Origin of the sequence: uncultured Shewanella sp., assembly GCF_947491715.1 — a bacterium.
Taxonomy (GTDB): Bacteria; Pseudomonadota; Gammaproteobacteria; order Enterobacterales; family Shewanellaceae; genus Shewanella.
This window is the reverse complement of the sequence record NZ_CANLKR010000001.1, coordinates 257,778-271,910: the sequence shown is the minus strand read 5'-3', so window position 1 is coordinate 271,910 and position 14,133 is coordinate 257,778. Positions and strand designations below refer to the sequence as shown.

Here is a 14,133-nt window from a genome sequence, read left to right as displayed (position 1 = left end):
TTAAACCTCTTTTAATCAATAAAATAAAAAAAATGATAAAAAAGAATATTTATGACACTTCTAATTGACTGTCAATATTATTGACCTCCTTTATATTTACTGTTTCCGGCATAAACACTGCAAAAACAATCAAACCAGCTAATCCCACAACCCCCAAAAAGATAAATCCGGTATCAAAATTACTCAGCTCAACAACCTGCTCTGCAATTAAATTACTTAAAGAAACTCCGATCCCCAATAGCGTGGCTAATGCCCCTTGTACTATATTAAACCTTCCAGAACCCTTAGTGAGATCAGCGACAATTAATAAAAAAAGTACACCAAAAATACCATTCGCAACACCATCTAGTGCTTGGATCATCACTAAATAAACAGATGTATCCGTTAATGAAAATAATAAGGCTCGAATAGGTAAAATAGCAAAGGCAATCAAAAATAATGGCTTTCGTCCCCAAGTATCCGCTTTTTTACCACAAAAAATAGCCATGAAAATCATCACGAATTGGGCGGTAATAATACACGCAGAGGTGAAAGCAATACCTTGTTCAGCATTGCTGCCCGACGACAACTTTTGACTCACCAAAGGTAACATTGCCGCATTAGCAAAATGAAACAATAAAATACTTGCAGCAAAAATAACTAAACGTCGATCATGTAATAGTACTTTAAATCCAGACGGTTGCTGATTAACTTCTTGAGGATTGACCTTCGCACCGCGCGCTCTTTCATGATTAATTTCCCTAGGATGGATCAATAAGGTACAAAAAACCAAACCCGCTGCCATAATCGCTACCAACCAAAAAACACCCAAAGCAGACACCCACAAAGCCAATACAGCTGAAATAGCAGCAGCAAAGACATTACCAGCATGATTCCAAGCTTGATTAGCACTGGTTTGTTTTGTAAATCGCCGTGGACCCACGATACCTAATGTCATTGCAGCGATAGTCGGGCCCAAAAAAGCCGCCGCAACACCGATAGCCCCTTGACAAAGGTAAATAATCCAAGCCGTATTACTCATCGCAATGGTGACAGTTGACAGCGCAATAACCGCCGCACAAACAATCAATAGTAATCGTTTACGGTGAGTCGCATCCACAAATCCCCCCGCAGGCGTTTGCATAATCACTGTCGCAATAGAGGTCACTGCCAAGGCAACACCAATTTTTCCAGGATCCCATTGCAAAATAGACATAAGATAAATAGCAAGATAAGGACCGAGGCCTCCCCCAACATCACCTGAAAAAAAATTAATCCCCTGAAGTGGTTTATGCATGATTTATGTCAGCCTTATATGAATAAATGAAGAATAAGTAGCAAATTTATTATACAATTTTGAAATTTGAGACATAATGAATAAGTATTAATCATTATCCATGAGTATAGTAATGATATCTTCAAATATGCTATTTATAAGATAAATTAAATGATTACAATCAGGATATTGACAAGCAACCTAAATTCATTGAAAAATCGATATCAAGATGTTTAATTTGGCAGTTTAAAGAAAGACAATCCAAAATATTCAAACGCTGGAAACGTAAAAACAATTACCAAACAAGCTAAATATATTTGAAAAACAAAAAGACGATATTGTTATAAATCATGACAAAATACCTCAGATAGCACTTTTATACAGTACCTAAAACATCCATAACAGATAGACTGGACCACAATACAATTCATAAAAATCGACAATGTAAGGCATTACTTTTATGTCATTAAGCTTAATTACCACAATTATCATTTTTATTTTAATCTCGATTAGGCAATGGCTTCCCAATTGGTTACGTATTTGGCATATCATGTCCATGGGCGCCATCGTTATTTTGATCATGGGTGAAGTGAGTCTAAAGAGTGCCTTTCTCAATATTGATTGGAATGTCATCGCTTACTTATTTGGTGTTTTCTCTATTGCCGCTGCGCTGTATGATAGCGGCATATCCGAGCGCATGTGTGATTATTTAAATAAGCACCACCCGAGCATCTCTATTTCTTTACTTTTTCTCATGGTATTTTCTGGTATTACCGCTGCGATACTCACCAATGATGCCGCCGCCGTTATTGGTACGCCCATTGCACTCACCTTAGCGAGGTTATTAAAAATTCGCCCAACAGTGTTACTCATTGCATTATGCACTGCGGTAACCATTGGCAGTATGTTAACCCCAGTTGGCAATCCTCAAAATATTTTAATTGCTGCCAAAGGCCATATCACTAATCCAATGAGTAGCTTTGCATTATGGTTAGTTGTCCCAACGCTTTTTTCAATGATGTTTGCTTTTTTTTGGTTACTATACGTACAAAAAAAATGGGGAGGAGTTTGTCAAGAACATGTCGACCTTCCTAAGCCAAACCATGGCAGTAGTTGGCCAGCTTACCTCAGTGTCGCTCTTCTCATTACAATGATTTTAGGTGATAGCGTGCTCATTAGCTTAAATCCGAATTACCATATGCCAATAGGCATTATGGCACTCATTGCTTGCTTACCCGTTTATCTCTTTAATCCACATCGTCATACCGTCTTTAAAGAAGTCGATTGGGCTACGCTCGTATTCTTCGTTGCCATGTTTATTGTCACTGGAGCTGTACTGGCTTCTGGAGATTTACAGACTTGGCTGGGGCCAAAGATCACAGAACTTGATCATCCTCCTTTACTGACAATGATCAGTTTTTGGGGAAGTCAGCTATTTTCCAATGTTCCTCTCATCGAAATTTATTTACAGTTGCTAACTCAGCAATCACTGTCCACCATGATGTTATTGTCAGCAACCAGTACTCTAGCAGGTAACTTGTTTATTATCAGTGCAGCAAGCAATGTTATCGTTGTACAACAAACCGAAAAATTTAATGCGAAACCCTTTAGCTTTTGGGAGTTTGCCTTAACATTACTTCCTATTACAGTCGTGTCTCTTATTTTCAGTTATCTATGGATAGTCTTTGTTATGTCTTAAGTTTATCTCATGCTAAAACCGTTCAGAGCCGCTATTTCGATGAAGTAAAGCGGCTCCAATCCCCCTTTTCCAACGGTTAATCAGAATGCTGCTGATTAATTTTTGCTTCCAAATCATGTTTCACTATCGATAAAGCTTGCAGAGCAACATGAGGATCAACCTCATTGCTTTCCAATAAAAAAATCAAATCTACGGCCAGCTTTACTTCTGCCGTAGCAGACTCCAATAGATGTGCATGATTTTTATCACTGTCTTTCGTGTCGTTATCTTGGCTCATTATATGACTCAATTGGAAAATGAATAATAACGATAGGTCGAAAAAACAACCTACCTTTGTGTCAGTATATCAATTAATAATGCTTATCTGCTGACTTAATTGATTTTTTTCCTGAAATCATTGCTGATACGATACCCGGCTGATGTGTTATTTCAGCCCAAATTACACCCACAACATGAAAGAAAATAAGCAGCAACAAAAAATACACACTGTATAAATGTATTTTACCCGCTAATTTTTTATAAGGACTCAATAACGCGGTCTTCGTCTCATCGACTCCGGTTTTATCATAAGGTTTGATCGATGATGACTCAATATTGGCTTGGGCAACAAATTGCTGAGTTATACTCCCAAAAGGAGGATAATAAAGATCTGTCCCTGATCGAATAAGACCTGTGATGGTTATAGAACATAAAGTCAGCAGCATCAATATAATCGCCATTTTTCCGAGAGGATTATGGCCTATATGTTGCGGAGCATCAGGATGATTGATCGTATTAATATACTGCTTAACCTCTCCCTTTTTAAAAGATAATGCACTCCATCTAGCAAACTTATTCCCCATGAAGCCCCAAAGAATTCGCAAACCAAGATTAATAGCAAAACCATAACCAATGACAATATGTAACTCTTTTAATTTAATTTTAGCTTCTAATCCTGTGATCCCTAATTCAGGTTTAAACAACATAACAAAACCAACAAACAATAACAAAAGTACCAGAAATAAATTAACCCAATGAAATATTCGACTGGGTAAATCCCAAACAGGTACGATAGACTGACTTTGTGACTCAATATTCATGTTGTTTTCCTATACGAAATACTGCTTTTTATTTTCGGCAAACATCTTACTTGCTAAATACAACAAAATCGAGAAGTCTAACAAGGTTCACTGACTTGTTAGATGGAGTATGATTTAGGTATAATGGCTGTTATCTTAGGTATTGTAATTGACCCAGATCAAAAATCATTACAACAGTAGTAAAGGCAGCTAACAATGGCACAAGTGGATTTTTCACACATTAATCAGACCACGACTCAATCCTATAATGAGCAAAAAAAGTTGATCAAACGGGTTTTTAAAGGACAAACAGTATCTTGTAAAAAATGTGGACAAGCATTATTACTTAAATTACCCAAAACAGATCCGTCTACAACTTTATCTGGAATTTACTGCAAAAAAGGATGCACCGATCTTGAGCTTGATATGGAACACATCGTTTAAATCCCATGAACCCACCTGATTTAATACAATCTTAAACTCTCCATTCATTAACGTTGAGCCATATCTTTGAAGCTAAATCCACGATTACACCAAATCAATCATATGATCACTCGGCAATATGCTCATATTTGGGATTGTTGTTGCGATCACGGATTACTCGGCGCAGCTTTGCTCGATAAACAAGCCGCCCCCCATATCCACTTTGTTGATACAGTGCCCCATGTAATCGCAAAGTTAGAGGATAGATTAAGACAATTTTACCCGCAGCTAGCCCATAACAACCAAGTTGTAGCCCCCAGCCAATGGCACACTCACTGTTTAAACGCAAAAAACCTTCCATTAGTGCACAGTACACAGCCTCAATTAATTATTATTGCTGGTGTTGGAGGCGATCTTACTCTTGAAATCATTGAACACTTACTTCAGTCACATCCCAACATTCCTGTAGAGTTTCTGATCTGTCCTGTTCATCATCATTTCAAAGTCAGACGGAGGCTAAAACAACTCGAAATAGGATTGGTCGATGAATATTTGATAAAAGATAACCAACGCTTTTATGAGATCATACATGTTTCAACACAAGCAAACACACCACTTGCAACCGTTGGCAACAAAATGTGGGATCTCAACTTAGCCACTCATCAAGATTACCTCAAAAAAACAATTACACACTACCAAAATATGGCTAAAGGCCGTACTCAAACAGACCCTTCACCCATTCGAGCCTATCAAGCACTATTAGCACAAATCAGTTAACACTCTTAACGCATCAATAGCCTTCACTGCCAGTATTTTCGGCCCGCCATTCGTGTGTTAATAACGTTTCACCTTTCAACATCACCTTGGCACAATAATGGCTTTGAGGTTTCACTTGTCCCACTCCTTTTGGTGTCCCTGTCATTACTATGTCGCCTTCTTCTAAAGACATAAAGTTTGAAACATGCGCCAAAATGGCCTGAGGAGAGTGGATCATCAGTGTAATATCACCCTGCTGAATAAGCTCACTATCAATCGAAAGTGAAAAAGATAAAGAGGGATCGACAGAATCTATTGAAACAAAATCACTGAAAACAGCTGATCCATCAAACGCTTTCGCTTTTTCCCAAGGTAACCCTTTTTGCTTTAACTGGCTTTGCAAATCTCTTTTGGTTAAGTCAAGCCCCACTCCGACCGCTGAAAAACGCCCAGCTTGATAAAGAAAGCAGAGCTCCGTTTCATAATGCAAAGGTTCCGTATGAAAGGATTGCAATCGCGTTGATATCGCTGAGTTAGGCTTGATAAAAATAAGCAGGTCATCAGGCACATCATTATCCAACTCTTTTATATGCTCAACATAATTGCGCCCCACACAGACAATTTTAGAAGGGATAATTTTTTTTTCATCGATTTTCACATATTGCACAACAGTGTCCTTATTATGATCAACTAAAATTTATTTATATTAATAATCAAGAGGTAAAATCGCAACACAAGACGATATTTCAATTATAAAACAAGAAAAGTGAAATGAACACGAGAGAAAAATAGACTCAGACGAAATCAAGATAAATCGCTCAAAAAAAACCAACCCAAGACTAAAGTCGACAACAGGATGCATTTTTTATAAGTAAAAATGTTAATCAAACAATAACTTGATTACAAATAAAAAAAATGCAACCCTTAAGAACAACCAAATCAAATATTTTGAAACAATAAATCAACAACAATTAACGAAATAGATGATTTTATCATTTCCATCCTGTTTTTTAGCTGAATATCATTAAAGAGACTTGCTAATAAAGAAGATATCGAAGAGTATTTTTAGCACTAAAAATGGACATTACCTCTATGGAAAGAGATAAACAACATAATTGAAGGCATAAAACTCATGTTCAAATCATTATCATCACGCATTTTTATCGGATTATTTTCCGGCCTGATCATAGGCACTATTATTCAATATGGTTTTCCTGACAATAGTTTTGCAAGTGGCACCCTAATTCATATGGCATCTGGTGCAGGCAGTATGTTTGTTCAATTGATTATGATGCTCGTCGTTCCCCTCGTCTTTTTTAGTATCGTCACTGGCGTCAGTGAACTGCAAGATTTAAAGTCCTTTGGTCGTCTTGGTAGTAAAACCTTTGCTTTATACCTATTCAATACCATGATAGCGATTGTTGTCGCTATCGCTTTTGCGCTTTGGTTAGAACCGGGAGCAGGTATGATGTTGTCGGGAGCTAAAGATGCCCACCTCACCACAACAGAATTACCCGGCTTCATCGATATGATAGTCAATATTATTCCCAATAACCCCGTTAAAGCTTTTTATGACGGAAATATGCTTCAAGTTATCTTTATGGCTTTACTGACAGGGGGTATTGTCAAATCCTTGGGAAATGAAGTCAAACCTGTAGTGATTTTCTTCCAACATGCCAATAAAGTCATGCTCAAAATGATCACTGTAGTGATGAGTATTGCCCCTATCGGTGTGTTTGCTTTAATGGTAAAACTTGGCGCAACCTTTGAACCTGATGCCTTCATCAGTGTCTTTAGCTACATGGCTTTAATTATTGCGCTATTGGCTTTCTGGGCGTTAGTGGTTTATCCCATTGTTGTCGGATTCACAACCAACATTACCGCTTCTCAATTTCGCCGTAGAACCCGCGAGCAATTCTTATTTGCTTTATCAACCGCCAGTTCGAATGCCACTATCCCTGTCACCATGCGCACCTTAACTGACAAGCTAGGCGTTAGATCAAGTATTGCAGGTTTCGGAGTTCCCATGGGAGCCACTATGAACATGAGTGGTGTCGCCATTTATATTACCGTAGCCGCTTTCTTTGTCGGAAATGCTTTTGGTCATCCCATCACAGTCAATCAGCTACCTGTACTCGCCTTTAGCGTATTTTTACTCTCTGTTGGTGCTGGCGGAGTTCCAGGCGGGGGGATCGTGATGATTGGTGTACTTATTCATCAACTTGGGTTACCAATTGAAGCCATAGCTCTGGTTGCTGCATTAGATCGTATTATTGATATGTTCTGTACCAGTACTAACGTTGTCGGTGATTCCGCCGTCGTCAGTATTGTTGATCACTCAGAGAAAACACCTGAGCAGAGACAAGCCAGTCCACAGCTAAACGCCGAAACTTAATATTTTCATATTGAGTAAAAAGCAATCAAGATGATAAAAGCGCCTAGGTTAACACTAGGGCCTGTTGATCTTTGGTGATGATTTCTGCAGCAGTTTGTGGGTTCTTTATACAAGGCAGAGCTTGTATGGTGTAGTTATTCTACATAAATGAGCAATAACGCCGTAGAAAGGAGCCACAAACGCTGTCCTCATTCTTTTATAAAACAGGATCCGGCTAAACGTGTTTTACTCTTTGTTGGGAAGCATTTGCTTAGGTCACTAGGCGTCACCCCTCCCGCCGCGATTAAAACACGTTTATCTCGGACATAATTTAACCACGAAAGCTCAACAGGCCCTAGGCTTTTTTATTTTTTCTGGTTCGCGGTTAATATCTTATCTAACTGATTAGAGAAAGCTTGCCTCTGGGCTTGAGTCATGGCAGCAGGTCCTCCCGTCTGTACACCACTTGAGCGCATAGTATCCATAAAATCACGCATATTTAAAATGGCTTTAATATTATGATGGGTATAAAGCTCCCCTCTAGGATTCAGTGCAATTGCGCCTTTATCGATAACCTCAGAAGCCAGTGGAATATCGGCTGTTATCACCAAATCTTGAGGCGATAATCGCTTAACGATTTCATCATCAGCAACATCAAAGCCCGACGGTACTGTGATCATTTTAATAAAAGTCGAAGGCGGGATCCGGATGGCATGGTTGGCGATAAACGTTGTCACTGTCTGTGTTCTATCTGCCGCCCTGAACACTATCTCTTTAATCACACTAGGACAGGCATCGGCATCGACCCAAATTTTCATCTCTCTCTCCGTCAATATAAAAAACGCCAACTTAAACAACTCGTTTAAATTGGCTATTACCATTGCTTTAATTATGATTTTTTTACAAAACACGTCAAAATAACAATACGCGTTCCATTGACTCGTCCTTCAATATGTTCAGGGTTATTGGTTAGCGAAATATTTCGCACAGCCGTTCCCCTCTTTGCAACAAAACTCGTTCCTTTTACATTCAAGTCTTTAATAATAACAACATTATCACCCGCTTCTAAAATAGCCCCATTACTATCAAGGGTAGAAGTCCCTTCCTCTTCAGCATTGTCCGCTTCAGCATCAACCCAAGCTTGTAACTCATCCTCTAAATAAAGCATATCCGTTAAATCTTGAGCCCAACTTTCAGACTGTAAACGCTTCAGCATTCTCGCAGCCATCACTTGCACTGCTGGCACTGTGCTCCACATGCTGTCATTGAGGCATCGCCAATGATTAACATCCATTTTGTCTGATGTGATAATTTGCTCATGACAGGTGTGACAAACCATCACTTCATTGTCATGATGATCACCTGAGTAAGGCAACTCAAATGCCATTAATTCAGAACTTGCACCACACAGCTCACATTTGTTCTCACAACGTTGACGTAATTCAATTGTCATAATTCTTTTCGATTATCCGTATAAAATTGCGGTACATTGTATCCCATCAATGAAAAACTTAAAATACTCGGTCCATAAAGCAGCTCATGCGCCGTTCTTGAGACATTATCTTTTCTTAATCTGCCCTTTCATTGGCGGAAACTACCACTCTCAGATTATTTATGAGGTATAATCATCATCAATGTTAATCCATGCTCGTCTTTCCCGTCAGCATTTAGATTTAGGTCCTTATTCATGGATACCCCCCTCAATATTCAGGCGGTCACTCCCCTGCAAAAACGTGCACTCAGCTATAGTAATACATTGCAACATCTCTTTAATGAAATTCTCAGCACTCAATCGCCAGCGGATCGTGTCTTAGCTCAATATTTCAGAGAAAATAAGAAACACGGTTCTAAAGATAGAAGAATCATTAGAGAAACCTTGTTTGCATTGTTCCGTTGGTGGGGGTGGATAAAGAAAGTACAGATACAAGAAAGTGATGAACTTAACTGGTATGTTCAACTGAGCCTCGTTGGTTTATTTGAAAAACACAGCTGGCATCATATTATCGAATCATGGGTCCACTTTGCCAAGCTTAGCCCTGTACATTCATCATTATTTTTGCCTTACCTTGATACGGCTCAATCGTTCACTAACGATAAGCCAGAATCTGAGAATATTGACTTACACTCGCATCAAACGAAACAAGCCATACTTGAACAACTTACAGCCTTAAACTATCCATTGCTTGACTTAGTGCCTCATTGGGCGAAAGAGATGGGTATTTTTACCGATGAAAACACAGCTTTACTCATTAATGCATTGAGTTGTCGGCCGCCAATTTGGGGAAGAGCACAAAATATCAATACTCACAAAGCAATTGAAGCATTAAAAGAAGCCGGCATTGAAGCCAAATCTGAACCCACTTTTTCAGACACTATCCATTTAGGCAACAAAAATATTAATCTAAACGGACTCCCTCTTTATAATCAGGGTTATTTGGAAATACAAGATCTCGCCTCACAAGTCATTGGTCACATTTGTGCTCCTAAACCTCATGAAAATTGGTGGGACGCTTGCTCTGGTGCAGGAGGGAAAAGCTTACAACTTCGTTCATTGATGTTACAACAAAATCCTCAAAGCAGCGGTAAAATCATCGCCTCAGACATTCGACATAAGGCCTTAGAAGAGTTAAATAAACGTGCTAAACGCGCTAAATTTAAAGGCATTAAAACTCAAGCTTGGATAAACGATGAATTACCAGTACAAGCCAATAGCTTTGATGGTGTTTTGGTTGATGCTCCCTGCAGCTGTATTGGCACATGGCGACGAAATCCCGATCTTCGTTGGATCAGCAATGAAACAGTCGTTCATGATAAAGTCCCCTTACAAATTGATATTTTAAATCGCAGCGCTAAGGCTGTAAAAGTAGGCGGAAAATTAGTCTATGCAACGTGTTCTCTTTCTTCTTTAGAAAATGAAGAAGTTATAAAAGCATTTTTACAGTTCAACTCAGAGTATAGCCTCGATATGCTCAGCCACCCTTTTACGCAAGAACAGCACGACATGCTCACTATATGGCCATTTGAAGCAGATAGCGATGGTATGTTTGTCACTAGAATGACCAAAAATAAATAATCACCTCAACTAAAAGTCATCTCAAATAGGGAACTGTGCAACAGTCCCCTATTTTCTTCCCTATGCAAAATAAATTGTGCACAATTAAAATTAACGGTAAAGTAAAAGGATAAGGATACAGACTCATTTATTACTAAAGGACAAATTTATGGCAGACTCTATTTATCCATTTTCAGCTGTAGATATAAAAGGCACTCAGATAGATTTTCAACAATATGAAAATAAAGTGGTTTTAATCGTTAATACCGCCAGTCAATGCGGCTTCACTCCTCAATATAAAGCCTTAGAAGCATTATATAAAAAGTATCAATCTCAAGGCCTCATTATTCTAGGCTTCCCTTGTAACCAATTCGGTCAACAAGAAAAAGGCAACAATGATGAGATCAGTACATTTTGCGAATTAAATTTTGGCGTCTCTTTTCCTCTATTTGAAAAAATAGAAGTCAATGGCAAACGAAGCCATCCACTATATCAATTCTTAAAAACGTCGGCGAAAGGCGTTTTAGGCTCAGAGAATATCAAATGGAATTTCACTAAGTTTTTGGTTAACAGGCAAGGCCATGTGGTTACGCGTTACTCTCCGACCACTAAACCCGAAGCTTTAGAGAAGGACATTCTAGCGCTACTGTAGATAGTTAAGTAAATACAATAGGTTATATTTTTATTGATAAATGTTGAACTAATAGTGAAAAAGCAACTCTAATTTATTGAGCATGTTTTTTAATGTTCATCATTCTCCCTTGGGGTATCTAACGAGCCCCATTGATCAATAAATTGATCAGAAGGCAACACTTGATTTTATCAAGAAAGTTGCCTTTTTTGTATCTATCCAAATAGCAAAGCAGATCAACTTCTTCACTCTTATGCAAATCGATTTTAGAATTTTATCTCACTCTTTTCCAAAAAATTGGAACTTATACGCATTTCAACGCTCTGATATTATGAAGCGATTATTTTTGAATGGTTTCATCATTTATCATCTCCCTATTGAAGCATATTTTGTGCTTTTTCGGAAAATGACATGAATAAAATCATCCAATCAATCTGTCAGGCCTAGGCGATTATCGCAAAGGCTCAATAGTATAGAATACGATGCTTTTCTTGGTCAGCTAGCGCGCCATCACATTGCACAGTGTTTTAGCCCATTGGCTCGCTGATATATTGACTGTATTGTTATTCACATTTTTCATTTAACGATTACTGTTGGCAACACTCTTTTGAGGGTTGCCATTTTTTATGGCCTTTTTGACGTCATTGATCATCCCCATCTTCATAGCTTTCTCATTCAACTTTCCAACAAGGCAGCTTAGACTGAGCGTTTCAAAAAAACGCGGGTGATAACAATCCATCACTCACAACTAGCAAAACGAGATAGCGATTATGTCTTTATTCTCTCTTCATCCTCTTTTGACACTCTTTCACGCAATTTTTGACACTCTTTTTTTAAAAGAATGGAACTTATACGCATTTCAACGCTCTGATATTATGAAGCGATTATTTTTGAATGGTTTCATCATTTATCATCTCCCTATTGAAGCATATTTTGTGCTTTTTCGGAAAATGACATGAATAAAATCATCCAATCAATCTGTCAGGCCTAGGCGATTATCGTAAAGGCTCAATAGTATAGAATACGATGCTTTTCTTGGTCAGCTAGCGCGCCATGACATTGCACAGTGTTTTAACCCATTGGCTCGCTGATATATTGACTGTATTGTTATTCACATTTTTCATTTAACGATTACTGTTGGCAACACTCTTTTGAGGGTTGCCATTTTTTATGGCCTTTTTGACGTCATTAATCATCCCCATCTTCATAGCTTTCTCATTCAACTTTCCAACAAGGCTGCTTAGACTGAGCGTTTCAAAAAAACGCGGGTGATAGCAATCCATCACTCATAACTAGCAAAACGAGATAGCGACTATGTCTTTATTCTCTCTTCATCCTCTTTTGACACTCTTTCATGCAATTTTTTCTACTCTTTTTTTAAAAGAATGGAACTTATACACATTTCAACGCTCTGATATTATGAAGCGATTATTTTTGAATGGTTTCATCATTTATCATCTCCCTATTGAAGCATATTTTGTGCTTTTTCGGAAAATGACATGAATAAAATCATCCAATCAATCTGTCAGGCCTAAGCGATTATCGTAAAGGCTCAATAGTATAGAATACGATGCTTTTCTTGGTCAGCTAGCGCTCCATGACATTGCACAGTGTTTTAACCCATTGGCTCGCTGATATATTGACTGTATTGTTATTCACATTTTTCATTTAACGATTACTGTTGGCAACACTCTTTTGAGGGTTGCCATTTTTTATGGCCTTTAATTAATCATCCAACTCTCGGCTGCATTCAAGTAACGACTTGCTATTTTCCAACTTCCAACTTCCAACTTAGGGCGCCTAGATTACCTAGAACAAAGCAATAAAAAAGGCCTCTTTTGAGGCCTCATCATTTTTATTTTTTATATCACACTATAAACGAATACCCGCTTTTTCGAGATCTTTAGCAATCACACCGCGAGGTAAAGCCACATATCCGTCTTTCTCAACAATTTTTTGGCCTTGTTTCGATAATACAAAGCGAATGAACTCTCGATCCATTGGCGCTAAGTCTTTATTAGGCGCCTTGTTTATATAAACATATAAGTAACGAGATAACGGATAGGTTCCTTTTGCCGCATTTTCAGGCGAAGCATCAATATAATTTTTCCCTTTCTTTGATATGGCTACCGCTTTAACACCCGCAGTTTTATAGCCAATACCTGAATAGCCAATAGCATTCAAAGATTGAGAGACAGATTGCACCACTGATGCAGAGCCTGGTTGCTCATTCACATTGGCTTTAAAGTCTCCTTTACACAAGGCTTTTTTCTTGAAATAGCCATAGGTTCCCGATACAGAATTTCGGCCATATAATTGAATATCTTTCGCCGCCCAGCGACCCGTTAATCCCAAATCTCCCCAGCGGGTGGCATCCTCACCACCACACTTATAGGTAGCAGAAAAAACATCATCAATTTGCTCAATACTTAACCCTTTAATTGGATTGTCTTTATGAACAAAAACAGCCAATGCATCAATGGCCACACGGATCCGAGTCGGTTTATATCCGTAATGTTTCTCAAAAGCCTCTATTTCATTAGGCTTCATTTTGCGGCTCATGGGGCCAAATTGAGATGTCCCTTCCGTTAATGCTGGCGGCGCAGTTGAAGAGCCCGCGGCTTGTATTTGTATATTGACATTTGGATACAGTTCACGAAACTCTTCAGCCCATAATGTCATCATATTGGCTAAGGTATCTGAACCAACCGATGATAAATTTCCCGACACACCACTTGTTTTAGTATAGGTCGGTAAACTGGGATCAATCGATGCCATAGTCCCAACAGAAAATACACTTGCAGCAGTCAAACCCACTGCGCTGATCAGCTGTTTCAGTTTCATTTCTTGCTCCAATATTCAGCTTAATTATTTCAACGCAGTCA

General features: G+C 38.5%; 13 protein-coding genes. 6 read left to right on the top strand and 7 right to left on the bottom strand.

Translation table 11 applies throughout. The features are described 5' to 3' along the window. Positions 1-49: 49 nt before the first annotated feature. Positions 50-1,276: an MFS transporter gene (locus Q0779_RS01210; RefSeq protein WP_298768653.1), complete on the bottom strand. Its 1,227-nt coding sequence runs from the start codon at positions 1,274-1,276 to the stop codon at positions 50-52. A gap of 439 nt (positions 1,277-1,715) precedes the next feature. On the opposite strand from Q0779_RS01210, the gene Q0779_RS01205 reads away from it, so the two are divergent. Continuing rightward, positions 1,716-2,954 carry an SLC13 family permease gene (locus Q0779_RS01205; RefSeq protein WP_298768651.1) on the top strand — a complete coding sequence of 413 codons (1,239 nt, stop codon included), beginning with the start codon at positions 1,716-1,718 and terminating at the stop codon, positions 2,952-2,954. Between the two features lie 76 nt (positions 2,955-3,030). On the opposite strand, the gene rsmS is transcribed toward Q0779_RS01205, so the two are convergent. Both rsmS and Q0779_RS01195 read right to left on the bottom strand, forming a co-directional pair. Beyond that, the gene (gene rsmS / locus Q0779_RS01200) at positions 3,031-3,231 is read right to left on the bottom strand and encodes a pleiotropic regulatory protein RsmS (RefSeq protein ID WP_298768649.1); all 201 of its coding nucleotides are present in this window, start codon (positions 3,229-3,231) and stop codon (positions 3,031-3,033) included. A gap of 73 nt (positions 3,232-3,304) precedes the next feature. After that, positions 3,305-4,033 (bottom strand): cytochrome b/b6 domain-containing protein, encoded by a 729-nt coding sequence (locus Q0779_RS01195; RefSeq protein ID WP_298768647.1) that lies wholly within the window; start codon positions 4,031-4,033, stop codon positions 3,305-3,307. 195 nt (positions 4,034-4,228) lie between these two features. On the opposite strand from Q0779_RS01195, the gene Q0779_RS01190 reads away from it, so the two are divergent. Further along, positions 4,229-4,456: a hypothetical protein gene (locus Q0779_RS01190; RefSeq protein ID WP_298768644.1), complete on the top strand. Its 228-nt coding sequence runs from the start codon at positions 4,229-4,231 to the stop codon at positions 4,454-4,456. A gap of 66 nt (positions 4,457-4,522) precedes the next feature. After that, a complete protein-coding gene (locus tag Q0779_RS01185) occupies positions 4,523-5,212 on the top strand; it encodes a tRNA (adenine(22)-N(1))-methyltransferase TrmK (protein WP_298768642.1) in 690 nt (229 codons plus the stop codon). A gap of 13 nt (positions 5,213-5,225) precedes the next feature. Here Q0779_RS01185 and Q0779_RS01180 read toward each other — a convergent pair whose 3' ends face one another. Beyond that, positions 5,226-5,858, bottom strand: a complete 633-nt coding sequence (locus tag Q0779_RS01180; protein ID WP_298768640.1) for a fumarylacetoacetate hydrolase family protein — start codon at positions 5,856-5,858, stop codon at positions 5,226-5,228. Positions 5,859-6,323: 465 nt separating this feature from the next. On the opposite strand from Q0779_RS01180, the gene Q0779_RS01175 reads away from it, so the two are divergent. Next, a complete protein-coding gene (locus Q0779_RS01175; protein WP_298768638.1) occupies positions 6,324-7,586 on the top strand; it encodes a dicarboxylate/amino acid:cation symporter in 1,263 nt (420 codons plus the stop codon). 344 nt (positions 7,587-7,930) lie between these two features. On the opposite strand, the gene Q0779_RS01170 is transcribed toward Q0779_RS01175, so the two are convergent. Together Q0779_RS01170 and Q0779_RS01165 are read right to left on the bottom strand one after the other, a co-directional pair. After that, a complete protein-coding gene (locus tag Q0779_RS01170) occupies positions 7,931-8,383 on the bottom strand; it encodes a YaiI/YqxD family protein (protein WP_298768636.1) in 453 nt (150 codons plus the stop codon). Positions 8,384-8,454: 71 nt separating this feature from the next. Next, entirely contained in the window at positions 8,455-9,021 is a 567-nt protein-coding gene (locus Q0779_RS01165) for an alkylphosphonate utilization protein (RefSeq protein WP_298769232.1), read from the bottom strand. A gap of 231 nt (positions 9,022-9,252) precedes the next feature. Here Q0779_RS01165 and Q0779_RS01160 point away from each other — a divergent pair, with 231 nt between their 5' ends. Beyond that, complete coding sequence (locus tag Q0779_RS01160; protein WP_298768634.1) at positions 9,253-10,638, top strand: RsmB/NOP family class I SAM-dependent RNA methyltransferase; 1,386 nt, start codon at positions 9,253-9,255, stop codon at positions 10,636-10,638. A 148-nt stretch (positions 10,639-10,786) separates the two neighbouring features. Further along, positions 10,787-11,269, top strand: a complete 483-nt coding sequence (locus Q0779_RS01155; RefSeq protein WP_298768632.1) for a glutathione peroxidase — start codon at positions 10,787-10,789, stop codon at positions 11,267-11,269. A 1,851-nt stretch (positions 11,270-13,120) separates the two neighbouring features. On the opposite strand, the gene Q0779_RS01150 is transcribed toward Q0779_RS01155, so the two are convergent. Next, positions 13,121-14,092: a phosphate ABC transporter substrate-binding protein PstS family protein gene (locus Q0779_RS01150; RefSeq protein ID WP_298768630.1), complete on the bottom strand. Its 972-nt coding sequence runs from the start codon at positions 14,090-14,092 to the stop codon at positions 13,121-13,123. Between the last annotated feature and the right edge of the window lie 41 nt (positions 14,093-14,133).

Coding starts and splice junctions, on each gene's coding strand:
- Q0779_RS01210 (WP_298768653.1), bottom strand. CDS start 1,276: ATGCATAAACCACTTCAGGGGATTAATTTTTTTTCAGGTGATGTTGGG.
- Q0779_RS01205 (WP_298768651.1), top strand. CDS start 1,716: ATGTCATTAAGCTTAATTACCACAATTATCATTTTTATTTTAATCTCG.
- rsmS (WP_298768649.1), bottom strand. CDS start 3,231: ATGAGCCAAGATAACGACACGAAAGACAGTGATAAAAATCATGCACAT.
- Q0779_RS01195 (WP_298768647.1), bottom strand. CDS start 4,033: ATGAATATTGAGTCACAAAGTCAGTCTATCGTACCTGTTTGGGATTTA.
- Q0779_RS01190 (WP_298768644.1), top strand. CDS start 4,229: ATGGCACAAGTGGATTTTTCACACATTAATCAGACCACGACTCAATCC.
- Q0779_RS01175 (WP_298768638.1), top strand. CDS start 6,324: ATGTTCAAATCATTATCATCACGCATTTTTATCGGATTATTTTCCGGC.
- Q0779_RS01170 (WP_298768636.1), bottom strand. CDS start 8,383: ATGAAAATTTGGGTCGATGCCGATGCCTGTCCTAGTGTGATTAAAGAG.
- Q0779_RS01160 (WP_298768634.1), top strand. CDS start 9,253: ATGGATACCCCCCTCAATATTCAGGCGGTCACTCCCCTGCAAAAACGT.
- Q0779_RS01155 (WP_298768632.1), top strand. CDS start 10,787: ATGGCAGACTCTATTTATCCATTTTCAGCTGTAGATATAAAAGGCACT.
- Q0779_RS01150 (WP_298768630.1), bottom strand. CDS start 14,092: ATGAAACTGAAACAGCTGATCAGCGCAGTGGGTTTGACTGCTGCAAGT.